Raw genomic sequence first — 23,520 nt, forward strand, 5'->3', positions numbered from 1 at the left:
AAAAATAAATGTCTTTAATTAGTATGCACGGTGCGTGGCTCTCCTTCAGCGACTCACCGCTTCTCGACAATGCTGAACTGCACATCGAAGACAACGAACGCGTCTGTCTGGTGGGCCGTAACGGCGCGGGTAAATCCACGCTGATGAAAATCCTCAACCGCGAGCAGGGTCTGGATGACGGGCGTATTGTTTACGAGCAGGATCTGATTGTCTCCCGCCTGCAGCAGGATCCGCCGCGTCATGTCACCGGCAGCGTGTACGATTTCGTAGCGGAAGGGATTTCGGAGCAGGCTGAATACCTGAAGCGCTATCACGAGATTTCTCATCTGGTGATGGCCGACCCGAGCGACAAAAATCTTAACGAACTGGCGAAAGTCCAGGAGATGCTCGATCATCACGGCCTGTGGCAGCTGGAGAACCGTATTAACGAGGTGCTGGCTCAGCTGGGCCTGGAGCCGGATATGCAGCTGTCTGCGCTATCTGGCGGCTGGTTGCGTAAGGCGGCACTGGGCCGCGCGCTGGTCAGCGGGCCGAAGGTGCTGCTGCTGGATGAACCAACCAACCACCTGGACATTGAAGCGATCGACTGGCTTGAAGGGTTCCTGAAAACTTTCAGCGGTACCATTATCTTCATCTCCCACGACCGTTCCTTCATTCGCAATATGGCGACGCGCATTGTCGATCTCGATCGTGGCAAGCTGGTCACTTATCCCGGCGATTACGATACTTATCTGCTGGAAAAAGAAGAAAACCTGCGCGTGGAAGAGCTGCAAAACGCCGAATTCGACCGCAAACTGGCACAGGAAGAGGTGTGGATCCGTCAGGGGATCAAAGCCCGCCGTACCCGCAACGAAGGCCGCGTTCGTGCCCTGAAAGCGATGCGTCGTGAACGCAGCGAACGTCGCGAAGTGATGGGCAGCGCCAAAATGCAGGTAGAAGAGGCCTCCCGTTCCGGCAAGATCGTCTTCGAGATGGAAAACGTTAACTACCAGGTTGACGGGAAAGTGCTGGTGAAAGACTTCTCCGCCCAGGTTCAGCGCGGGGATAAAATCGCCCTGATTGGCCCCAATGGCTGCGGTAAAACCACGCTGCTGAAGCTGATGCTGGGCCAGTTGCAGGCGGATAGCGGCCGAATTCACTGCGGTAGCAAACTGGAAGTGGCCTATTTTGACCAGCACCGCGCGGAGCTGGATCCGGACAGAACGGTGATGGATAACCTTGCCGAAGGTAAGCAGGAGGTCATGGTAAACGGTAAGCCGCGCCATGTGCTGGGCTATCTCCAGGACTTCCTGTTCCACCCTAAACGGGCGATGACCCCGGTGCGTGCGCTGTCTGGCGGTGAGCGAAACCGTCTTCTGCTGGCGCGGTTATTCCTGAAACCAAGCAACCTGTTGATTCTCGATGAACCAACCAACGACCTGGATGTCGAAACGCTCGAACTGCTGGAAGAGCTGATCGATGGTTATCAGGGCACCGTGATGCTGGTGAGCCACGACCGTCAGTTCGTTGACAACACCGTGACCGAATGCTGGATCTTCGAAGGCGAAGGGCGGATTGGTCAATATGTGGGTGGCTACCACGACGCGAAAGGGCAGCAGGCACAGTCGCTGGCGCAAAAACAGGCGAAGTCTAAAACAACGACTGAACCTGTTGTAACAAAAGCAGAAACTGTCAAGAAAACCTCGGCTAAACTAAGCTATAACCTGCAGCGCGAACTGGAGGGTTTGCCTCAGCGTCTTGAGGAGCTGGAGGCCGCGCTGGAGGCGCTGCAAGCGCAGGTTGCCGATGCATCCTTCTTCACCCAATCGCACGACTATACTCAAAAAGTCCTGGCCGAACTGTCCGCAGCTGAAAAAGCTCTGGAAGAAGCATTTGAGCGCTGGGAGTACCTTGAGTCTCTGAAAAACGGCGCATAAAACAGGGATAACATATGTGTGACCAGCACCATGCCGACAGGCATATACTATGCTCGCAATGCGATATGCTCGTGGCGTTGCCAGAGCTTGGTCACGGACATAAGGCCCTGTGCCCGCGTTGCGGCACAACGTTGACAACCGAATGGGACGCGCCAAGACAGCGTCCCACGGCGTATGCGCTGGCCGCGTTGTTCATGTTGCTGCTCTCTAATCTCTTCCCCTTCATCTATATGAAGGTGGGAGGGATGACAAGCCAGGTCGATCTGCTTGAAATTCCGGGGGTGATGTTCTCGGAAGATTACGCCAGCCTCGGCACCTTCTTCCTTCTGTTTGTGCAGATCGTTCCGGCTTTTTGTCTGGTTGTCATCCTTTTGCTGGTCAACCGCGTAAAAATGCCCGCAGCCCTGAAAATCAAACTGGCGCGAGTCCTGTTTCAGCTTAAAAGCTGGGGGATGGCCGAGATTTTTCTGGCGGGTATTCTGGTCAGCTTCGTAAAGCTGATGGCCTACGGTGACGTGGGGATTGGCAGCAGCTTTATCCCGTGGTGTCTCTATTGCGTGCTGCAACTGCGCGCATTCCAGTGCGTTGACCGGCGTTGGGCATGGGATGATATCGCTCCGGCTCCCACACTTGCCCAGACGGTGAAGGTTGGCGTGCCGGGGATCCGCCAGGGACTGCGCTCTTGCTCCTGCTGTACTGCCGTGCTGCCCGCGGATCTGGACGTCTGCCCACGCTGTGAAACCAAAGGCCATGTGAGACGCAAAAATAGCCTGCAGTGGACCATGGCGCTGCTGGTGACCTCTGTCATGCTGTATCTTCCCGCGAATATTCTGCCGATCATGATCACCGATTTGCTCGGTGACAAAATGCCCTCGACGATCCTCGCCGGGGTGATATTGCTGTGGGGCGAGGGATCTTATCCGGTGGCTGGGGTGATTTTTATCGCCAGTATTATGGTGCCTACCTTAAAAATGATCGCGATTGCCTGGCTCTGCTGGGATGCGAAAGGGCACGGCAAACGCGACAGCGAACGCATGCACCTCATTTATGAAGTTGTCGAGTTTGTTGGACGCTGGTCAATGATTGACGTGTTTGTCATTGCCGTTCTCTCTGCACTGGTGCGGATGGGCGGTTTGATGAGTATTTATCCTGCGATGGGGGCTTTAATGTTTGCGCTGGTCGTGATTATGACCATGTTTGCGGCCATGACCTTCGACCCTCGTTTATCGTGGGATCGTGAGCCTGAATCAAGCCATGAGGAAGAGTAAGAGCATGGAAAATAAGAGTGGAGAGGCGAAAGTGCAGAAGGTCAAAAACTGGTCACCGGTGTGGATTTTCCCCATCGTGACGGCGCTGATCGGTGCATGGATCCTGTTTTATCATTACAGCCATCAGGGACCGGAAGTGACGCTCATCACCACCAATGCCGAGGGGATTGAGGGCGGTAAAACGACCATCAAAAGCCGCAGCGTGGATGTAGGGGTGGTTGAAAGCGCCACCCTGACGGATGATTTAACGCACGTAGAAATTAAAGCGCGGTTAAATGCCGGGATGGAAAAGCTGCTTCACGGTGACTCCGTTTTTTGGGTGGTTAAACCGCAGGTCGGTCGGGAAGGGATCAGTGGTTTAGGCACGCTGCTCTCGGGCGCGTACATTGAGCTACAGCCGGGGGCAAAAGGGGCGCAGCCAGCCCAGTATCAGCTTTTAGACTCTCCACCGCTAGCCCCGCCTGATGCAAAAGGGATCCGCGTGATTCTCGACAGTAAAAAAGCGGGCCAGCTCTCACCTGGCGATCCGGTGTTGTTCCGCGGCTATCGTGTTGGCTCAGTCGAGACCAGCACCTTTGATCCGCAAAAAAGGACCATCAGCTATCAGCTGTTCATCAATGCGCCAAACGATCGTCTGGTGACCAGCAACGTACGCTTCTGGAAAGACAGCGGGATCGCGGTCGATCTCACCTCAGCAGGTATGCGCGTTGAAATGGGGTCGCTGACCACCCTGTTTGGCGGCGGCGTCAGCTTTGACGTGCCGGAAGGGCTGGATCTGGGGCAGCCGGTGGCTGAGAAAACGGCCTTCAGGCTCTTTGACGATCAAAGAAGCATTCAGGACGCGCTCTATACCGATCACATTGATTACCTGATGTTCTTTAAAGATTCCGTCCGCGGCCTGCAGCCAGGGGCGCCCGTTGAGTTCCGCGGTATTCGTCTGGGTACGGTCGGACAGGTGCCGTTCTTTGTGCCGGGACTTCAGCAGGTACTTGATGATGACTATCGTATTCCGGTGCTGATCCGCATTGAGCCAGAGCGTCTGGTTAACCAGATTGGCGAGAATCAGGATATCGGCGCGCATATTACTGATTTGATGAACCGTGGCCTGCGCGGCTCGCTGAAGACTGGCAACCTGGTGACTGGTGCGCTGTATGTGGATATGGATTTCTATCCAAAAGCTCCGCCGATTACCGGTATCCGTGAATTTGGCGGCTACAAGATCATTCCAACGGTGAGCAGCGGTCTGGCTCAAATCCAGCAGCGTCTGATGGAAACACTGGATAAGATCAACAATCTGCCACTGAATCCGATGATTGAAGCGGCGACAGGCTCGTTGCATCAGAGCCAGGAGACGATGCAGCGTCTGCAAACCACGCTGGATAACATCAATAAGCTCACGGCAAGCCAGAGCATGCAGCAGTTGCCGCAGGATATGCAGAAAACGCTGCGTGAACTGAACCGTAGCATGCAGGGCTTCCAGCCTGGTTCGGCGGCCTACAACAAGATGGTGGCAGATATGCAGCGTCTTGATCAGGTCTTGCGTGAACTGCAGCCCGTACTGAAAACGCTCAATGAGAAGAGCAACGCGCTGGTGTTTGAAGCAAAAGATAAAAAGGATCCTGAGCCGAAGAGGGCGAAACAATGAAAAAATGGCTAGCGATTGTAGGTGCGATGGTGCTCACGGCCTGTAGCTCAGGGAGTGAAACGAAAAGCTACTATCAGCTGCCGCTGATGGCGCAGGTGGGTACGCAGAGCACCGCCTCGCAGGGCAACCGTCTGCTGTGGGTTGAGCAAGTGGCTGTGCCAGATTATCTGGCCGGCAACGGGGTGGTTTACCAGACCAGCGATGTGCAGTATGTGATTGCGAATAATAACCTGTGGGCCAGCCCGCTGGATCAACAGTTGCGCAATACGCTGGTGGCGAATCTGAGCAGCCAGCTTCCGGGCTGGGTTGTCGCCTCCCAGCCTCTTGGAAGCGACCAGGACACGCTGAACGTGACGGTAACGGGCTTCCATGGTCGTTATGACGGTGCCGTTGTCATCAGCGGAGAATGGCTGCTTAACCATCAGGGACAGCTGATTAAGCGTCCGTTCCATCTGGAGCTCAAGCAGCAAAAAGATGGCTATGATGAAATGGTGAAAGTGCTTGCCCAGGGGTGGGCACAGGAATCGGCCAACATCGCGAGAGAAATCTCCCGGCTGCCATAAGTAAAATTCATCATCAAAAACCGCAATCGGTGTGCCACTGATTGCGGTTTTTTTTTCGGTTTTACGTCAGACCGTTACTTGTCCCGGGTCACAATTTTTGTACAAATGATCTTCTGGCTAGCTCACAAATATGACATCCGTATGAATTTTGAACGTTGACGCTACGACTAATTCGGGGTATTCGTTATCTGTGCCTGCACGCATTGTGCAGTCACTGTTTTCTTTCCACCAGACAAAAGAATGAGGGAAACGAGGCATGAAGAGACAGAAACGAGATCGCCTGGAACGGGCTCATCAACGTGGTTATCAGGCCGGCATCGCTGGACGATCTAAAGAAATGTGTCCTTATCAGACGATTAATCAAAGGTCACAATGGCTGGGAGGCTGGCGAGAAGCCATCGGCGACAGGGCACTCATAGCCTGATAACGTCTCTTTAAAAACAGAAACCTCCGCAATGCGGAGGTTTCGCCTTTCTGAAGCCGCGTAAAGCTGCGTTTAGAAAGCAGATGTATCCTGGAACAGGCCCACTTTCAGGTCGTTCGCGGTATAGATCAGACGGCCATCTACCAGCACTTCGCCATCCGCCAGGCCCATAATCAGGCGGCGGTTAACAATGCGTTTGAAGTGAATACGATAGGTCACTTTCTTCGCAGATGGCAGAACCTGACCCGTGAATTTCACTTCACCCACGCCCAGCGCACGGCCTTTACCTTCGCCGCCCAGCCAGCCCAGGTAGAAGCCAACCAGCTGCCACATCGCATCCAGGCCCAGGCAGCCAGGCATTACCGGATCGCCAATAAAGTGGCAACCGAAGAACCACAGGTCCGGATTGATATCGAGTTCTGCTTCTACGTAACCCTTATCGAAGTTGCCGCCGGTTTCGGTCATTTTCACGACACGGTCCATCATCAGCATGTTCGGGGCCGGTAACTGTGGGCCTTTCGCGCCAAACAGTTCACCGCGACCAGAGGCAAGAAGATCTTCTTTTGTATAGGATTCGCGTTTATCTACCATGTTCTCAGTAAGCCTTATTTTAGTGAAGGACGCAGGATAGCTAACACGTGTACGCTGAACAAGTCCGATCAGTTTGAACTAAACCAACCTAACCAGCGTAACGGCCACGGATAACGATGACGAGCATCTTGCTGGGTCGCCTGAGCAATGCGCTCCTGGATGGTCTGCATCAGGGTCGTTTGTCCCTCGCCGTCCCATACCAGGTTTGTCAGTAAGGGTAGTGCATCCTCGACGCCTTCGATGGCCCACAGGGAGAATTGTCCCTGCTCTACCGCATCCAGCAGTGCCTGGCTGAGGCTTAAATGGCGTGCGTTGGGGGCTGGAATAATCACACCCTGTTTGCCGTTTAACCCGCGTTGCTGACAAATAGAGAAGAAGCCCTCAATCTTTTCATTCAGGCCCCCCACTGGCTGGGCACGACCAAATTGATCGACCGAACCGGTAATGGCGATGTTCTGATTGATCGGGACTTCCGCCAGGGCGCTGATTAAGGCACACAGCTCGGCCATAGAGGCGCTATCACCATCCACTTCGCTGTAGGATTGCTCAAACGTCAGCGAGGCAGAGAAGGGGATTTGTTGCTCAAGCTGCAGCTCTGACATCAGGAACGCCTGCATGATCATCATGCCTTTGGCGTGGATGTTTCCACCCAGCTCGGCTTTCCGTTCGATGTCGGTAAACTCGCCATCGCCAATATGGACGACGCAGCTGATGCGTGAAGGCTCGCCAAACGCACGCGGATGCCCGGGAAATTCAATCACCGACAGGGCATTGATCTGTCCGATGCGCTCGCCTTCGGTCTCGACCAGAATTTGCTCCAGCAGAATTTCATCCTGCATACGATCGGCCAGATAGCCTTCCCGCCACTCTCTTTGGGCCAGCATCTGGGAAAGTTGCTCACCGGTAAATGCGCCATTCCCACTGATCGCACCCACTTCACGCAGCTGTTTGCTGATCCAGAGCGGACACAGCGGCAGCGTCTCCTGGTCACCGGTATAGCGAACCGCTTCGCGGATAAGTCCCGGCCAGGCGTCAGCCGCAGGCGTCGGCAGGGCAAAGCGGGCAGCAACGGCCATCACCCACTGACACCACTGCGCCATGTCATCGGCATCAGCAATCTGAATATTGTCTTCGTACTCGCTGTACACTGCCTGTGCAGCCAGCTCCGGCTCCATTTCCTGGAAATCAGCCAGCGATTCACGGTCACCCGTCAGCACCACGGTCAACGACAGCGGCATGGAAGGGACAGAGACCGGCAGAGGACGAGACTCGTCATAGCCCACCCAGTCAAAGCGTTGCTGGCTCACAATCGTTTTCAGGCGCATCCATAGCAGCGGCTGGGAGAGCAGGGTACGCAGGGAAATGATCAGTACGCCGCCATTGGCGCGATGCACCAGGCCCGGTTGCAGCGATAACTCACCGTTAAACTGGCGAAGGCAACCAAAGAGTTGTTCGGCCTCGGCCCAGTTAGCGGATACCACTTCGCCCTTTACCGCAAAACGGCCATCAGCCTGTTCTGCGGGTTCGAAAGTGACATCATGTCCTGAAATACGATACTGACCGCCGTAAATAGCATTGGCTTCCGGCTGCAACTGGCGCATGGCATCACCCAGAAGCGTTAAATACTCGGCTTCTTCCGGGGCTTTGAGCAGCATGAAGGGAGATGTCGCCCACGGGCTTAACACCTGCTCCAGTGCGTAATGCAAACGCGGTTGTGTATCGCTAAGTATGAATTCGTGTTCTTGTGCGAGGTCTGGCTGTGCAAACAATTCCTGATAACTTTCGGTATCCGGAACAAGGTCACGCCATGCAAGTTTCGTAATGGTCAAAGTTGATGTTTTTTAGTCAGATGTAAAACCGTGGAGTATACCGTAAGCGGGGGGCTCTTCCCAAGCAGGATTGGGGTTTTCGGGAAGCGAATCGCCTGCAATGCTTCACAGGATATGATTTCTTTTCAGCAGATTGCTAAAAAACTGATATTCTGAACAGAGTTACGTGGTAACACTGAGATCGCAATGAAATATCAACAACTGGAAAATCTCGAAAGCGGCTGGAAATGGAAGTACCTGGTCAAGAAGCACCGAGAAGGGGAGCTGATTACCTGCTACATCGAAGCCAGCGCCGCACAAGAGGCCGTGGATATTTTGCTGACCCTCGAAAATGAACCGGTACAGGTGAATGGCTGGATTGAGAAACATATCAATCCGGCACTGTTGAACCGGATGAAGCAAACTATCCGTGCACGACGCAAACGGCATTTTAATGCTGAGCATCAGCACACCCGTAAAAAATCCATCGACCTCGAATTCATGGTCTGGCAGCGTCTTGCAGGGCTTGCGCAACGGCGGGGAAAAACGTTGTCAGAAACGGTGGTGCAGTTGATTGAAGATGCCGAGCATAAAGAGAAATACGCCAACCAGATGTCTACGCTGAAGAACGATCTTCAGGCGCTGCTGGGTAAAAAATAACTTTTGAGTTTCTTCAGATAATAAAAAACCCCGCATCGCGGGGTTTTTTTATAAGACGATAACTTAAGCCGCTGGCTGAGTTACAACGTCTTTAACGCCTTTAACTTCGATCTCTACGCGACGATCTGGTGCCAGGCAGTCGATCAGAGCAGCGCGAGCTTTAACGTTGTCACAGGTGTTGCCAGTAACTGGGTTAGATTCGCCCATACCACGTGGGGAGATCTTGTTAGCTGGGATACCTTTAGAGATCAGGTAATCAACAACAGACTGAGCACGTTTCTCAGACAGTTTCTGGTTGTAAGCGTCAGAACCGATACGGTCGGTGAAGCCCAGAACCACTACAGAACCGTCTTTAGGATCCAGGTTGCTCAGCTGGGTGTACAGCTGATCCAGTGCCTGCTGACCTTCTGGTTTCAGGGTCGCTTTGTTGAAGTTGAACAGAACGTCAGACTTCAGAGTGAAGTGCTTGGTCTGTACTTCTGGAGCTGGAGCCGGCGCTGGAGCAACAACTGGTGCTGCATCTTCCTGCTGGCCGAAGCGGTAGGAAACACCTACGCTCAGCATGCCGTTGTCTGGACGAACACCAACGGTAGCACCGTCACCGATGTTGTTAACCCACTGGTATTCCAGACGGGTAGCGATGTCACGGGTCATAGCCCACTCTACGCCACCAGCGAATACTGGGGAAACACCAGTGTCGTGGTCGTCGCCAGCGTTGCTGTTGCTGGAGTCAGCGCGCCATACCATGCCGCCCAGACGGGTGTACACGTCCAGATCGTCAGTTACTGGGTAACCCAGTTTAGCGGTCAGCTGAACGCCCTGAGCTTTGAAAGCGCCGTTTACGGTGTCGCCTTTGTATGGCATACGACCTAACCAGTCGTAACCCATTTCAAAGCCAACATACGGGTTAACCTGATAGCCACCGAACGCACCTGCACCAAGCTGGCTCTCGTGAGTCGGGCCATCATTGTTGTTTGCGCTGTTGTACCAGCCGGTGTCATGGAACTGAGACCAGCCCAGTTTACCACCTGCATACCAGGTATTATCTTTCGGAGCGGCCTGCGCTACGGTAGCGAAGCCAGCCAGTGCCACTGCAATCGCGATAGCTGTCTTTTTCATTTTTTGCGCCTCGTTATCATCCAAAATTCGCCATGAAAATCTCAATCGAGAATCACGGTTAAATCCTTCACCGGGGGGCGTGGTCAAATATAAATCTACCGATATCTTCGGCTTAGGCCGAGCACCCCTGGCGATGTAAAGTCTACAACGTAGCTGAAAACTTACAAGTGTGAAGTCCGTCAGGCATATGAAAAAAAAAGTTCCGTATACCGATTATTTAACAATTTCTGAACGAAATTTGTGCAATAAAATTAAGAAGAACCGCACCAGACAAGCCTTGCCGCCGTTTTGGACGATGGAACTAAAAGCGCATCTTAAGGCCGAAAAAAATTCCAGGAAAACTCTTAAATTTGCTCAGTGATACAAATTTGAGTGAATTTTTAGCCCAGAAAGTTGTCCTCTGCGGTAAGAATCCTGGCGAACCGGGCGCATGATAAAGCCGATCGCATTGCCTTCTTCTGCCGCTTCGGTGAGGCGAAAATGTTCCTGCTCCGTCAATTCGTCTGATAACCATCCAATCACCACGCTGTAATTCCCTGTACGTAATGCCCGGATCATCGACTCAACCGTATCGCAAGGAGAGAGTTGGTTAATTTGCATGACCTTCGTCAGCGGCAGGCCTGCAGACTGAACCCATTCCCGGCTTAGTTTCTGCTGCGGCGTCAGCCAGAGCTGCCAGCGCGATTGCTGGCCAAGCTGCTGCAAGAGCGGCAGTAACAGAAGTTGGGTCAACAGGGGCTGGTCTTCACGATAAACCACTTCACTGATAAGCCCTGTCGAAACACGCCCGACGGCGTTCTGTGCGACATCGCCAGCGGTAGAAGAGAAAGATGTTGAGCGATTTGCATAGCCTGAAGTGTACATAATCATTCCAGCCCTGTAGTTACTGTATGGATATACAGTAACCCCTGTATGCATAAAGATCAACCTCAATTTCGGAAAGCGACTCGCAAAATTCATTCATTCCTGGCGAACCTGAAAAAATCATCTTGCTCATCGGCAATAAGTTGCCTATTTTCCTGTTAACGGATCCGTTAGTAAGAAATGTCGTCGTTAATATCTGATTTTTAATGGAAATATCATGAAAAAGATATCTTATGAACGGATTTATAAATCCCAGGAATACCTCTCTCCATTAGGAGAAATTCATCATCGTGCGCTTTTTGGTGGCTATACCCTGGCCGTCGATGAGGCGGTGTTTGCCATGGTGTCAGACGGTGAGCTTTACCTTCGCGCCTGTGAGGAAAGTGCGAAGTACTGTGTAAAAAACGGATCCTCCTTTTTGACCTTAATGAAACGCGGCCGGCCGATCCTTCTCAACTATTATCGTGTGGATGACGGTCTCTGGCAGGACAGGGAGCGGCTGCTTCAGCTTTCCTCTTACGCGCTTAATGCCGCGCGTAAAGAGCGCATCCAGCGCTACCAGCGAAACCGGCTTAAGGATCTGCCCAACCTGACTTTTCAGCTGGAAGTGCTGCTCTGTGAAGCCGGGATTACCAACGAAGATACCCTCCGGTCGCTGGGAGCCAGAACGAGCTGGCTAAAGCTGCGGGCAAAAAATAAAGCACTCAGTATCAAAGTACTGTTTGCCCTGGAAGGGGCGATTGAGGGCCTGCATGAAGCGGCACTCCCGGCGGAAATTCGCCGGGAGCTGACGGAGTGGTTTAATGCGCTGCCTGAGCCACAGGAGAATCGCTCCTCCAGGTAGCGATTTGCTGTTGCAGTCGGCAAATTTCTGGCAGCAGAGCGATAAGCAGACCAATCTGCTGGAGAACCAGCGGCGCTTTGCTGTCGTTTCCTGGGTCAAGATGCGCAATCCGTTGAGCCAGTTCATCCAGCGCCTGCTGGACACGCGGTTGATCGGCTGGGCGGTGATGTAGCGCATCATCGACATAGCAGACAGCATCATCCAGCAAGGCAAGGATGCCCGGGTTTGTCAGTTTTTCGCGGTGGGCACCGAGCGTAGAGATATAGCTGGTGAAGGTATGGTTCAGGCACAGCAGGCGGAAAGCCGTTTCACGAATTTCTGCCGTGGCGCGCGGCTCCGTTGACATATTAGAGACTACGGAAGCCAGTTCAGCATCGCTGTTATGCGCATCACGTCGGGCAATGCGGTAAGCCAGACGGTTATCGCGTCCCTGGTGGTACTGTTCAAGAATGGCATCCAGATAGCGGCAGTTGGCATTCATCGCCCTGTCCAGGACGCGCGGCAAATTACGAAAACGCCAGTCGGGCCAGATAAAACTCACTGCCGCCCAGGCGATAGCACAGCCGAGCAGCGTATCGACCACGCGGGGCAGGGCGACTTCAAACCCTTCGCCCAGCAGATTAAAGCAGAGTAGCACCAGCAGGGTGATGAACATCGTCGCGTGGGCGTACTGCACATTACGAAAGGCGAAGAACAGCACCCCGGTTATCACGATCAGGATCAGTTGACCTTCCACCGAGGGCACAAAATAGAGCACCGGTAGCCCGATTGCGACCCCCACCAGCGTGCCGATAATACGCAGCGCCAGGCGGTGTCGGGTGGCGTTATAGTTCGGCTGGCAGACGAACAGGCTGGTCAGCAGGATCCAGTACCCGTGGTGTAAACCGGTTATCTGGATAAAGGCGTAGCCCACGCACAGCACCAGCGACATGCGTACCGCATGGCGAAACAGGGCAGATTCCGGCGTAAAGTTTCGGCTTAACCGGAGCCACATATCGCTAAAACTGTGCACGCTGTCATCCGCGAGCTGACTGTCCGCCTCATTGCCCGGCAGCGCCATGGCCTGTTCAGACTCAATCGTTGCCAGCTGAGCATCAATCGCCCGCAGGTTATTGAGCAAAAATCCCAACGCTTTAATGTGCTCCGGCGACGTTCCGCTGGCTCGCACGCGGTCAATTGCCGCATCAAGATGGCTGAACACGCGTTCAAAGCGTGGATCGTGTTGATAAGGCGTGCGCAGCAGAATGGAGCGCGCCAGCTGCTGGCACGCCTGGGACTGCATGGAGAGCAGACGCTGGAAGCGGAACATAACGTCGCTGTAGCGAAACTTCTCGCGCAGGGCCGCATACTGAACATGAGTCGAGCTGGCGCGTTCATGAATATCCTGAGCGGCAAAGTAATAGTGCAGCGTTCTGCGCGTCCCTCGCTGGCCACGGTCGCCGCGAAGCCGGGTAAGCAGCGACGCTTTTGTCTGGTTAAGCGTGGCGACAAGCTGGCCGTTCGCCAGAGCCAGATCGTAGAGCGGAGCCTGGCTCTCCTCTTCGATATCCGGGTCAAACAGCCGGGATTTGAGCTCAAGATAGTGGGCCAACTGCTCGTAACTTCTGGCAAGGTTATCCTGCAGAGGACGAACCGGGAAGATCAGATGGCCGGTTAACGTCAGCAGGTTATACCAGATGGCCCCCAGCAATAGCAGTACAGGCTGCTGATACCATTGGTCGTAAAGCGACACCCCCAGCATGGTGTAGATGGCAATCAGCAGGGCGCCAAACGCGATGGTGGCATAGCGCTGCCCCAGCCCACCCAGCAAAATAAACCCGCTGGTGGAAAGCGTAAGACCTAATGCAAACAGCCATGGCCACGGGAACAGCAACTCCACGGACGCGGAGGCAATAAAAAAGCAGACAAGGGTGATGACCAGGTTGCGCAGACGCCCGGCAAGGCGATCGTCGAGATCCGCCAGCGCCCCCGCAACCACCCCCAGCGTGAGCGGAATGGTGAGCTTGACATCATTCAGCCACCACGGCAGGGCAACCGTGCCGCAAAGTGCGATAAAAATCCTGACGTTATAGAGCCAGGAGCTGTTCCAGGTGTAACGGCGAAGCAGTGGGCTTAGCATAGACGCGGCCAGTCCTTAATCACTGAAAACGACGACGTGCATTCGCTTCACGCGCCGCCTGGGCCACTTCGACCGGAACCACCCTGCGCCCGACAGGCCACAGAGCGATGGCGGCGATCTTAAAGTTTGCGATCCCCACCGGAATACCAATGATTGTGATGCACTGCGCAATACCGGCAAAAATATGCATTACGCACAGCCACCAGCCGAAGAAAATCAGCCACAGAATGTTCAGCACGGTTCCGCCCGTGTTCATCAGCGCGCTTTTATTCTCCGGGTTAAGTTCGTCAACGTGAACCGCTTCATTCCCGTAAGGGATAAAGGAGAGTTTGGTGATTTCCCAGCAGGAGCGGGTCAGGGGAAGCGTAAAAATCAGGACGATGCTCACCAGGGTGGCAAAAAGCCAGGAAAGGGTGGTGGCAAAACCGCCCAGCACAAAATTCAACACATTCAGAACGGTACGCATAAACCCTCACTTCCTTTCGATAAAATTAACGCCCAATGATTGTAACGTTTTTTTAGGCTGGAGCACCTTAAAACTGGCAGTTAAACTATCAGGCAATTATCTCTTCGTGGATCCGGCTGGATATGGAACTGAAAGCAACTTCAATGGGCAAACGCCTGGCGCAACACCCTTATGACAAGGTTGTCCTCCTCAACGCGGGAGTAAAGGTCTCCGGTGAACGCCACGAATACCTCATTCCGTTCAATCAACTCCTGGCCATCCACTGCAAACGCGGGCTGGTATGGGGCGAACTGGAGTTTGTGCTTCCTGCGGATAAAGTCGTGCGTCTTCACGGTACGGAGTGGGGCGAAACCCAGCGTTTTCATCATCATCTGAACCAGCTCTGGCAGCAGTGGAGTCACGATATGAGCGTGATAGCCGCACAGGTCCTGCAGCAGGTGCTGAGTGATATCGCGCAGAGTAATGCCCAACAAACGTGGCTGACCCGTCAGCAGACCGCCGGTCTGCAGCAAAAAATCAGGCAGGCGCTGACGGCGCTGCCGTTACCGGTGACGCGTCTCAATGAGTTTGATAATTGCCGTGACGCCTGGCGACAGTGTCAGGCCTGGCTGAGCGACGCAGACAAGAGCCGGCTGGCGCATAACCAGGCGTGGACTGACGAAATGCTCACCCGCTATGCCGATTTCTTCAGTACGGTGGAGTCGTCGCCGCTGAATCCTGCCCAGGCTCGCGCCGTGGTTAACGGCGAACAATCGCTGCTGGTGCTCGCGGGGGCCGGGAGCGGCAAAACGTCCGTACTGGTCGCGCGGGCGGGGTGGTTGCTGACAACGGGCGAGGCCGTCGCCGATCAGATCCTGCTGCTGGCGTTTGGTCGCAAGGCGGCGCAGGAGATGGACGAACGCATTCAGGAGCGTTTGCACACCCGGGATATTACCGCCCGAACCTTCCATGCCCTCGCCCTGCACATCATTCAGCAGGGCAGCAAAAAAGTCCCTTCCATCAGTAAACTGGAAAACGACACCCAGGCGCGTCAGGCCCTGTTTATTAAGGCGTGGCGGCAGCAGTGCAGCGAGAAAAAAGCGCAGGCGAAAGGGTGGCGACAATGGCTGGAAGACGAGCTCAACTGGGACGTGCCGGAAGGCAGTTTCTGGCAGGATGAAAAGCTGGCGCGACGGCTTGGCTCGCGTCTCGACCGCTGGGTGAGCCTGATGCGTATGCACGGCGGAACCCAAGCCGAGATGATTGAGAGTGCGCCGGAGGACATCCGCGCGCTTTTTTCAAAGCGGGTCAAACTGATGGCACCGCTGCTGAAAGCCTGGAAAACGGCGCTGAAGGAGGAAAACGCCGTCGACTTCTCAGGCCTGATCCATCAGGCCATCATCATTCTGGAGAAGGGGCGCTTCGTCAGCCCGTGGAAACACATTCTGGTTGATGAGTTCCAGGATATCTCTCCGCAGCGTGCCGCGCTGCTTTCGGCGTTACGGGCGCAAAATAAACATACCTCTCTGTTTGCCGTCGGGGATGACTGGCAGGCCATCTACCGCTTTAGCGGCGCGCAGCTTTCACTGACCACCGCGTTCCATCACTATTTTGGCGAAGGCGATCGCAGCGATCTGGATACCACCTACCGCTTTAACTCCCGAATTGGCGAAATTGCGAACCGCTTTATTCAGCAGAACCCCCATCAGTTGGCCAAGCCGCTTAATAGCCTGAGGGCGGGAGATAAAAAAGCCGTAACCCTGCTGGCGGACGACCAGCTTGAGCCGCTGCTGGACAAACTCAGCGGCTACGCAAAGCCAGATGAACGTATTCTGGTACTGGCGCGTTATCACCATCTAAAACCTGCGGCGCTGGAGAAGGCGGCGACTCGCTGGCCGAAGCTGCTGCTTGATTTTATGACCATCCACGCAAGCAAAGGCCAGCAGGCCGATTACGTCATTGTGGTCGGGCTGAAAGAGGGGAGCGATGGGTTCCCGGCCCCTGCCCGTGAGTCGGTGATGGAAGAAGCATTACTGCCGGTACCGGAGGATTTCCCGGATGCCGAAGAGCGGCGTTTGCTGTACGTGGCGATCACCCGCGCGCGTCATTGCGTGTGGCTGCTGTTCAACAAAGAGGAGCCGTCAGTATTTGTCGATATTCTGAAGAGTATTGATGTGCCGGTGGCGCGCAAGCCGTAGCGGGATTGCCGGGTGGCGGCTTCGCCTGACCCGGCCGACAAAACTCGTTGACCCGTGCAAGCGTAGCGCCGCCTGGCATAACGCTACTTCAGTCTCTCGGAAAGATAACGCTGATAATCCGGGATGAGAATTTCAACCGGCGAGTTGAACTGCGGTGATTCAATGATGAAATCCGCCGTCGACAGGTTTGTCGCCACCGGAATATTCCAGACGGTGGCAAGACGCAGCAGCGCTTTCACGTCCGGGTCATGCGGAACCGCATTCAGCGGATCCCAGAAGAAGATCAGAACATCAATTTTCCCCTCAGAAATCTGTGCGCCCACCTGCTGATCGCCACCCATCGGGCCGCTCAGCATGGCGTTCACCTCCAGACCCGTTTCGCGGTGGATAAGGTTACCGGTGGTGCCCGTCGCCGAGAGGGCGTGCTTTTCCAGCAAGGACTGATGGCGGCGAACCCAGTTAAGCAGCATTTGTTTACAGTGATCGTGCGCAACCAGCGCAATGTGCTTGCGTGCCGGTAATGTGCGTGTTGTCAGTTCCATAATCATATCCATCAGGTTAACTGGCTACACGATGACGGGAACCGCCTGATGCTGCAAGAGAAAGGCGAAAAAAATGTGGCTTACGACGAAGGTTGTTGCTTCACCCACTGTAAAAAACGGGCTCGCGTGTCGGGATCGGCCTGCTGAAACCAAAATTTCAGGCGTTGTTCTGTCAGCGTCTGGGATTGAGGGGGGATCACATCCAGCTCTGAGACGCCGGACAGCAGCGTACTGTCGTCAGCCATCATGGTGGCAAACCGGGGCAGCGAGGCGCGCTTACCCGCTTTGTTATAGGCTTGCGTTGCGGCCTCATAATCTGTGCCCTTCGGTGACGACGTCAGCGCCAGAATATCCAGCTTCACCGGGATCGGGGTGGCATCGCCATCCACCAGTTCCACACGCGGCGAGGCGTCAAACGTCGCCGACTCTTTTTCCGTTTCCAGACGCGGCAACGTAAAGTTCACCTGGCTTACCTGCTGGGTGTTAAAGCTCATAATCAGCGGGGGAGAGAGATACGTGCGTTGTTCATGATTAGCAAGGCGGATGGTTTTTTCCACCCGGAACACCACCTGATGAGGGCCGTTATCCAGTTCGATGCTGTCGGCACCGCGTAATAACGAACTGGAGACTTTTTTCCCGTCCAGCACCAGCAGGTCAATGTCGGAAGAAAGCCGAAGCGTGGTTGCAAAAACGCAAACCGGCATCGCTAACGCAATCACAGCAGTGGCAAGGCCGGCTTTCATAGGGGCTCCTGTTTACGTACGCTTACCGCGATAATGTATCTAAATTTGTCGATAATCATGTTTACTAACATATAGACATATTCTGGCCTTTTGCTCTCATACATCTGTATGGGATGGATGGTTGAGATGTGCGCTTTGACATACACTTGTTAAAAAGCCAGGAGGAAAAGCATGAAAGAGAATGATATTGCCGAGATTTTGACGTCCACACGCACCATTGCGCTGGTGGGAGCGAGCGATAAACCGGATCGTCCAAGCTATCGGGTAATGAAGTACCTTCTCGATCAGGGCTACCACGTCATCCCTGTGTCACCAAAAGTGGCCGGTAAGACCTTGCTGGGCCAGCCAGGATACGCCACGCTAAACGACGTACCGGAAAAAGTGGATATGGTGGATGTGTTCCGTAATTCCGAGGCTGCATGGGGCGTGGCGCAGGAGGCCATTGCCATCGGTGCGAAAACGCTGTGGATGCAGTTAGGCGTTATTAACGAACAGGCTGCGGTGCTGGCGCGCGAGGCGGGGCTGGCGGTAGTGATGGACCGCTGTCCAGCGATTGAAATCCCCCGGCTGGGGCTGACAAAGTCATAAAAAAAAGCCCGTTATCGGGCTTTTTTTACACGCTTAGTTCCGCAGGCGCGGAGCCTGTAACTGTTTGCGGATAGTCTGAGCCAGTTCATCCATCGTGGGTTGCTCCGGATGCTCATCCTGCAATTCACTGCTTAGCTGCGCCTCAGCAAGATAGGTATGGACGGGTTGTCCATCATCACCTTCCATCACCACATGGTACCAGGGTGCGGCGCGAAGCTCTGCGTTCACCGCCAGCTCATCCGCCGACGGTTCATCAAGGGAATACTCCGGGTCGATATCCACGACCACACCCAAATACCCGAGCAAAGTGTGGCGGACCTGCTGGCCGATACCGAATTTGCTGGCAATCATAGTCACCTCCCGGGAAACACTACTTACACTCTATGTGCGGGCAATATTTCTCTTTTCAAGTTACATGACGCGACAGGCAAACCCTTTCAGATACAGCCCTTCCGGGTAGGTAGCGATCACCGGGTGATCGGCTGCCTGACGGAACTGCTCTATAAATTGTACATCACGACCAGCATCTATTGCGGCATCGGCGATGATTTTCTGAAATAAATCTGTGGTCATCAGTCCAGAGCAGGAGAAGGTGAGCAGCACGCCGCCTGGGTTCAACAGCTGAATGGCCAGCATGTTGATATCTTTATAGCCGCGGCAGGCACCCATCAGCTGGCTTTTGTTCTCCACAAACTTAGGCGGATCCATCACGATAACGTCAAACTTCTCACCCTGATCGCGATATTTACGCAGCAGTTTGAAGACGTCGTCGCGAATGAATTCGGCTTTGCTCAGATCCAGCTTGTTCAGCTCGACGTTCTGTTTTGCCACATCCAGCGCTTCCTGAGACGTATCCACGCTCACCACCTGCGCGCAGCCGCCCATTAAAGCCGATACCGCAAAGCCGCCGGTGTAAGAGAAGCAGTTGAGCACGCGTTTGTCGGCAACGTACTGACGCGTGGCCAGACGGCTGTCACGCTGATCGAGGTAATAGCCCGTTTTATGACCACCCTGAATATCCACCAGCAGCTTCATGCCGTGTTCTTCGATAGGCAGCAAGGCAGGCGGCAGTTCGCCGGTCACCGGACCCTGGGTCAGTTCCATTCCCTCTTTTTTACGCACAGCCACATCGCTGCGGTCGTAGATGGCGCACTCCGGGAACAGCGACTGCAGGGCGCTGATCAGCGCGGCGCGCTGGTATTCCGCCCCAGCGCTCAGTAACTGCAGAACCAGGAAGTTACCGAAGCGGTCAATGGTCACGCCCGGCAGACCGTCGGACTCTCCGGCAATCAGGCGGTAGCTGTCCAGACCATCGCGTTTGGCCAGCCAGTCGCGCCACTGCTGCGCCTGCTGCAAACGACGCACGAAGAAGTCGATATCGATGGTTTCATCTTTGTCGAAGGTCCAGACGCGCGCGCGGATCTGGGAGGCTGGCGAGTAGGCGCCTCGTGCTAACCATTTCCCCTGATGGTCAACAATATCAATGGTTTCACCGAGGCTGGCTTTACCTTCCATACGGGCAACCGCGCCGGAAAAGACCCAGGGATGACGGCGCAGTAATGACTTCTCGCGCCCTTTGGCTAACACTAAACGTACACTCATAATTTGCTATTCTGTCGATTCAAGAAAATGGCCGCCATTTTCCCGAGTTCGCCGGGGAAATGCAACGCGCCAGACGGATAAGGAGAAGGAAGATGTCAAAAGTCTGCACTATCGCCTGGGTTCACGGCGTCGTTCAGGGCGTGGGCTTCCGCTACAGCACGCAGCGCGAGGCCGTTCAGCTTGGGCTAACGGGATATGCGCGAAACATGGATGATGGCAGCGTTGAGGTGGTCGCCTGTGGCGAGGCAGAGCAGGTTGAAAAACTGCTGGCGTGGCTGAAAGCGGGTGGGCCGCGCAGTGCCCGGGTTGATAAGGTCTTAACCGAACCGCATCAACCCGGCCGGGAATACATGAACTTCGGTATTCGCTACTAAATGCATTTCACCGGTTTAGGCAGGCCGGCAATTTTGGTGGCCTGTTTGGCCGGGCCTTTCGGGAACAGACGATACAGATAGCGGCTGTTGCCTTTCTCTTCACCGAATTTATTGGCCATAGCTTTAACCAGCATCCGGATAGCCGGAGAGGTATTGAATTCGAGATAGAACTCGCGCACAAAGCGCACCACTTCCCAGTGCTCAGGGGAGAGCGCGATCGCCTCTTTTTCTGCAATCACTTCCGCCAGCGCCTCGCTCCACTGGTGGCTGTCTTTCAGATAACCGTCGTTATCGGTTTCGATCTCTTTACCTTCAAAGCTCAACATAGTTATTCACGCATCAGTCAAAAACCGCCGCAGTGTACCAAAAAACAAAGCCCCGCATAAGCGGGGCTCGGTACACAACACTCTGGCTTAATCCCGGCTGGCGAAGCCCAGGATGCTCAGCAGGCTGACGAAGATGTTGTACAGCGACACATACAGGCTCACGGTGGCGCGGATGTAGTTGGTCTCACCGCCGTGAATGATGTTGCTGGTTTCATACAGGATCGCGCCGGATGACAGCAGGATAAACACCGCGCTAATCGCCAGGTGCAGGGCAGGGAGCTGCAGGAAGATGTTAGCCACCATACCAATCAGCACCACCACGATACCTGCCATCAGCATACCGCCGAGGAAGGACATGTCCTTGCGGGTGGTCAGCACGTAGGCGGAGCAGCAGAAGAACACCAGCGCGGTGCCGCCCAGCGCCATACCGATCACATCACCCATGCCGGCAGACAGGTATGCGTTCAGGATTGGCCCCAGGATATAACCCAGGAAGCCGGTAAAGGCGAACGCGGAGAGAATACCGACCGGTTTGTCAGCGGTTTTGTAGGTCAGGAACATCAGACCGTACATCCCCACCAGCGTCAGGATCAGCCCCGGAGACGGCAGCATCAGCACGGTGCTGGCGGTGGCGGTGATCGCCGAAAACGCCAGCGTCAGGCTGAGCATAAAGTACGTATTGCGCAGCACCTTGTGGGTGCTGAGTAGCGATGTGCGGTCGCGTGAGGAAGTAATTATACGATCCATGAGTCACTCTCTTATGACAGATGTAATTAACGGAAAGAATAGGAAACGGCGCGCCAGTCTCAAAGTGGTTTTACCCATCTTTACTCAGCAGGTTAGCGCCGGAGCTGGTTATTTATTCTGCAGAAAGACGTTTCATTAGTATGAACAGCGGTTTGGCGCAATTAATCAGATCAAGCTCTTATAGGTTACTGAAAAATATTGCCTTATTACCATAAGGCCGCTAAGAGTTATTTCCGGATCGTCACAAAACAGACAATAAGGCGAAGGAAATGAAACCACAAACACGCACTCACTTTACACTCTCTTTACTGGCGGCCGGGATCCTGTGTGCCAGCACGGCATCCTTGGCGGCTAACGTGCCGGCAGGAACGCAGTTGGCCGATAAGCAGGAACTGGTCAGGAATAACGGAAGTGAACCCGCTTCGCTCGACCCGCATAAAGTCGAAAGCGACGTCGAATTCAATATTATCAGCGATTTATTCGACGGGCTGGTCAGTGTCTCCCCGGCGGGTGAAATCCAGCCACGGCTGGCGGAAAAATGGGAGAACAAGGACAACAAAGTCTGGACGTTCCATCTGCGTCCGGGCATCACCTGGAGCGACGGTACCGCCATCACCGCGGAAGATATCGTCTGGAGCTGGCAGCGACTGGTTGACCCAAAAACCGCCTCACCGTATGCCAGCTATCCTGGTAGCATGCTTATCGTCAACGGCACTGAAATTGCCGAAGGCAAAAAAGCGCCCGATACGCTGGGCGTGAAAGCCATTAATGACACCACGCTGGAAGTCACGCTTTCGCAGCCTAATGCAGCTTTCCTTGCGATGCTGGCACACCCGTCTCTGGTGCCGATAGATAAAGTCCTGGTGGGGCGTTTCGGCGATAAGTGGACCAAGCCCGAGCACATCGTCAGCAGCGGTGCCTATAAGCTGTCCTCATGGGTGGTTAACGAACGCATTGTGGCGGAGCGTAACCCGCGCTACTGGGATAATGCCCATACCGTGATCAATAAGGTGACATATCTGCCTATCACCTCCGAGGCGGCTGATGTGAACCGCTATAAAGCGGGAGAAATCGATATTGTCTACACGGTGCCAGTCAACCAGTTCGCCCAGCTTAAGAAAACGCTGGGCAGTCAGCTGGATGTCTCTCCGCAGCTTGCCACCTACTATTACGAATTCAACACCGCCCGTCCGCCGTTCAACGATGCGCGCGTGCGTAAGGCGCTCAATATGGCGCTCGATAAAGACATCATCGCAGATAAAGTGATGGGGCAGGGGCAGCGTCCGGCGTGGCTTATCAGCCAGCCGGACATTGGTGGCGTTAAGTTACAGAACCCGGATTACGCCAGCTGGCCGCGGGACAAACGAATTGCCGAGGCGAAAAAACTGCTCGAAGAGGCCGGGTATAACGCCAGCCATCCACTGAGTTTTAATCTGTTGTATAACACCTCTGAAACGCACCAGCGTATCGCGATTGCTGCCAGCTCATTGTGGAAGAAAAATCTGGGCGTCGAGGCGAAGCTGCAGAACCAGGAGTGGAAAACCATGCTCGATACCATGCACACCCATAACTTTGACGCGGTGCGCTACGCCTGGATTGCCGATTACGATGACGCCTCCACATTCCTGAATAACTTCCGTACCGGGGATAGCCAAAACACCACGCAGTACAGCAATCCTGAGTACGATCAAGCGCTGGTGAATGCGGCGAAGTCGAAAACGGCACAAGAGCGCGGTAAGTTTTATCAACAGGCAGAGGATTTGCTGGGGCGTGATGTGCCGGCGATCCCTGTCTATCACTACGTTCGTACGCACCTGGTGAAGCCGTGGGTGGGGGGATTCACGCCGGATAAGCTCGGGTACTACTACACGAAAGATATGTACATCAAAAAACACTAAGGCAATCGCTGGATATTATGCTGGCAAAATGGCCAATATGTTGTCTATTCAACCGATTAAACGTAATTTGGCTATTTTTAAAGCGAACGAATGCGCGTGCTCTTTACAGCCTGCGGTGAGGTGTTTATAGTTCGCCTCACTTAGGAAGCGTGGCCGAGCGGTTGAAGGCACCGGTCTTGAAAACCGGCGACCCGAAAGGGTTCTAGAGTTCGAATCTCTACGCTTCCGCCAAATTC

General features: G+C 54.4%; 23 protein-coding genes and 1 tRNA gene. 12 read left to right on the forward strand and 12 right to left on the reverse strand.

The genetic code is table 11. The features are described from left to right. Window positions 1-8: 8 nt before the first annotated feature. The 5 genes from ACQG19_RS08430 to rmf all read left to right on the forward strand — a co-directional run bounded on the left by ACQG19_RS08430 (window position 9) and on the right by rmf (window position 5,816). A complete protein-coding gene (locus ACQG19_RS08430) occupies window positions 9-1,916 on the forward strand; it encodes an ABC transporter ATP-binding protein (protein ID WP_246931485.1) in 1,908 nt (635 codons plus the stop codon). A gap of 14 nt (window positions 1,917-1,930) precedes the next feature. Continuing rightward, complete coding sequence (pqiA, locus tag ACQG19_RS08435) at window positions 1,931-3,184, forward strand: membrane integrity-associated transporter subunit PqiA (protein ID WP_028027912.1); 1,254 nt, start codon at window positions 1,931-1,933, stop codon at window positions 3,182-3,184. Between the two features lie 4 nt (window positions 3,185-3,188). Then, complete coding sequence (gene pqiB / locus ACQG19_RS08440; RefSeq protein ID WP_013097263.1) at window positions 3,189-4,829, forward strand: intermembrane transport protein PqiB; 1,641 nt, start codon at window positions 3,189-3,191, stop codon at window positions 4,827-4,829. Then, window positions 4,826-5,392 (forward strand): membrane integrity-associated transporter subunit PqiC, encoded by a 567-nt coding sequence (gene pqiC / locus ACQG19_RS08445; protein WP_013097262.1) that lies wholly within the window; start codon window positions 4,826-4,828, stop codon window positions 5,390-5,392. Before pqiB ends, pqiC begins: the two co-directional genes overlap by 4 nt. A 256-nt stretch (window positions 5,393-5,648) precedes the next feature. Continuing rightward, the gene (gene rmf, locus ACQG19_RS08450) at window positions 5,649-5,816 is read left to right on the forward strand and encodes a ribosome modulation factor (RefSeq protein WP_013097261.1); all 168 of its coding nucleotides are present in this window, start codon (window positions 5,649-5,651) and stop codon (window positions 5,814-5,816) included. A 72-nt stretch (window positions 5,817-5,888) separates the two neighbouring features. Here rmf and fabA read toward each other — a convergent pair whose 3' ends face one another. After that, window positions 5,889-6,407 (reverse strand): bifunctional 3-hydroxydecanoyl-ACP dehydratase/trans-2-decenoyl-ACP isomerase, encoded by a 519-nt coding sequence (fabA, locus tag ACQG19_RS08455; protein ID WP_013097260.1) that lies wholly within the window; start codon window positions 6,405-6,407, stop codon window positions 5,889-5,891. Window positions 6,408-6,475: 68 nt separating this feature from the next. Further along, a complete protein-coding gene (locus tag ACQG19_RS08460) occupies window positions 6,476-8,236 on the reverse strand; it encodes a Lon protease family protein (RefSeq protein WP_013097259.1) in 1,761 nt (586 codons plus the stop codon). Between the two features lie 186 nt (window positions 8,237-8,422). On the opposite strand from ACQG19_RS08460, the gene matP reads away from it, so the two are divergent. Then, on the forward strand, window positions 8,423-8,875 hold the full coding sequence (gene matP / locus ACQG19_RS08465; protein ID WP_013097258.1) for a macrodomain Ter protein MatP: 453 nt from the start codon (window positions 8,423-8,425) through the stop codon (window positions 8,873-8,875). 63 nt (window positions 8,876-8,938) lie between these two features. Here the strand turns inward: matP and ompA are convergent, their stop codons facing one another. Both ompA and sulA read right to left on the reverse strand, forming a co-directional pair. Continuing rightward, window positions 8,939-9,994, reverse strand: a complete 1,056-nt coding sequence (ompA, locus tag ACQG19_RS08470; protein ID WP_141237438.1) for a porin OmpA — start codon at window positions 9,992-9,994, stop codon at window positions 8,939-8,941. Between the two features lie 354 nt (window positions 9,995-10,348). Continuing rightward, complete coding sequence (sulA, locus tag ACQG19_RS08475) at window positions 10,349-10,858, reverse strand: SOS-induced cell division inhibitor SulA (RefSeq protein ID WP_013097256.1); 510 nt, start codon at window positions 10,856-10,858, stop codon at window positions 10,349-10,351. A 217-nt stretch (window positions 10,859-11,075) separates the two neighbouring features. On the opposite strand from sulA, the gene ACQG19_RS08480 reads away from it, so the two are divergent. Further along, on the forward strand, window positions 11,076-11,702 hold the full coding sequence (locus ACQG19_RS08480; protein WP_013097255.1) for a TfoX/Sxy family DNA transformation protein: 627 nt from the start codon (window positions 11,076-11,078) through the stop codon (window positions 11,700-11,702). Here ACQG19_RS08480 and yccS read toward each other — a convergent pair. Next, entirely contained in the window at window positions 11,659-13,821 is a 2,163-nt protein-coding gene (gene yccS, locus ACQG19_RS08485; RefSeq protein WP_246931484.1) for a YccS family putative transporter, read from the reverse strand. The genes ACQG19_RS08480 and yccS overlap by 44 nt on opposite strands. A gap of 19 nt (window positions 13,822-13,840) precedes the next feature. Then, a complete protein-coding gene (locus tag ACQG19_RS08490) occupies window positions 13,841-14,287 on the reverse strand; it encodes a YccF domain-containing protein (RefSeq protein ID WP_013097253.1) in 447 nt (148 codons plus the stop codon). A 122-nt stretch (window positions 14,288-14,409) separates the two neighbouring features. On the opposite strand from ACQG19_RS08490, the gene helD reads away from it, so the two are divergent. Next, a complete protein-coding gene (gene helD / locus ACQG19_RS08495) occupies window positions 14,410-16,464 on the forward strand; it encodes a DNA helicase IV (RefSeq protein ID WP_246931482.1) in 2,055 nt (684 codons plus the stop codon). Window positions 16,465-16,547: 83 nt separating this feature from the next. Here the strand turns inward: helD and mgsA are convergent, their stop codons facing one another. Then, entirely contained in the window at window positions 16,548-17,006 is a 459-nt protein-coding gene (gene mgsA / locus ACQG19_RS08500; protein ID WP_013097251.1) for a methylglyoxal synthase, read from the reverse strand. An 80-nt stretch (window positions 17,007-17,086) separates the two neighbouring features. Beyond that, complete coding sequence (gene csgI, locus ACQG19_RS08505; RefSeq protein ID WP_108453614.1) at window positions 17,087-17,749, reverse strand: curli synthesis inhibitor; 663 nt, start codon at window positions 17,747-17,749, stop codon at window positions 17,087-17,089. A gap of 171 nt (window positions 17,750-17,920) precedes the next feature. On the opposite strand from csgI, the gene ACQG19_RS08510 reads away from it, so the two are divergent. Next, on the forward strand, window positions 17,921-18,337 hold the full coding sequence (locus ACQG19_RS08510; RefSeq protein WP_058684560.1) for a CoA-binding protein: 417 nt from the start codon (window positions 17,921-17,923) through the stop codon (window positions 18,335-18,337). A gap of 33 nt (window positions 18,338-18,370) precedes the next feature. On the opposite strand, the gene hspQ is transcribed toward ACQG19_RS08510, so the two are convergent. Then, window positions 18,371-18,688: a heat shock protein HspQ gene (gene hspQ / locus ACQG19_RS08515; protein WP_013097248.1), complete on the reverse strand. Its 318-nt coding sequence runs from the start codon at window positions 18,686-18,688 to the stop codon at window positions 18,371-18,373. A gap of 60 nt (window positions 18,689-18,748) precedes the next feature. Further along, window positions 18,749-19,939 (reverse strand): 23S rRNA (cytosine(1962)-C(5))-methyltransferase RlmI, encoded by a 1,191-nt coding sequence (gene rlmI, locus ACQG19_RS08520; protein WP_013097247.1) that lies wholly within the window; start codon window positions 19,937-19,939, stop codon window positions 18,749-18,751. A 92-nt stretch (window positions 19,940-20,031) separates the two neighbouring features. Here rlmI and yccX point away from each other — a divergent pair, with 92 nt between their 5' ends. After that, a complete protein-coding gene (gene yccX, locus ACQG19_RS08525) occupies window positions 20,032-20,313 on the forward strand; it encodes an acylphosphatase (RefSeq protein WP_013097246.1) in 282 nt (93 codons plus the stop codon). Here the strand turns inward: yccX and tusE are convergent. Then, window positions 20,310-20,639 (reverse strand): sulfurtransferase TusE, encoded by a 330-nt coding sequence (gene tusE / locus ACQG19_RS08530; protein WP_013097245.1) that lies wholly within the window; start codon window positions 20,637-20,639, stop codon window positions 20,310-20,312. The genes yccX and tusE overlap by 4 nt on opposite strands. Before the next feature lie 87 nt (window positions 20,640-20,726). After that, complete coding sequence (gene yccA, locus ACQG19_RS08535; RefSeq protein WP_013097244.1) at window positions 20,727-21,386, reverse strand: FtsH protease modulator YccA; 660 nt, start codon at window positions 21,384-21,386, stop codon at window positions 20,727-20,729. Between the two features lie 269 nt (window positions 21,387-21,655). Between yccA and ACQG19_RS08540 the strand changes: the two genes are divergently transcribed. Together ACQG19_RS08540 and ACQG19_RS08545 are read left to right on the forward strand one after the other, a co-directional pair. Beyond that, the gene (locus tag ACQG19_RS08540; RefSeq protein WP_246931480.1) at window positions 21,656-23,284 is read left to right on the forward strand and encodes an ABC transporter substrate-binding protein; all 1,629 of its coding nucleotides are present in this window, start codon (window positions 21,656-21,658) and stop codon (window positions 23,282-23,284) included. A 143-nt stretch (window positions 23,285-23,427) separates the two neighbouring features. Further along, window positions 23,428-23,515: transfer RNA gene (locus ACQG19_RS08545), tRNA-Ser, on the forward strand. Window positions 23,516-23,520: the final 5 nt, after the last annotated feature.

It is taken from the genome of Enterobacter cloacae complex sp. 277I4, from assembly GCF_050031465.1.
Lineage (GTDB): Bacteria > Pseudomonadota > Gammaproteobacteria > Enterobacterales > Enterobacteriaceae > Enterobacter > Enterobacter cloacae.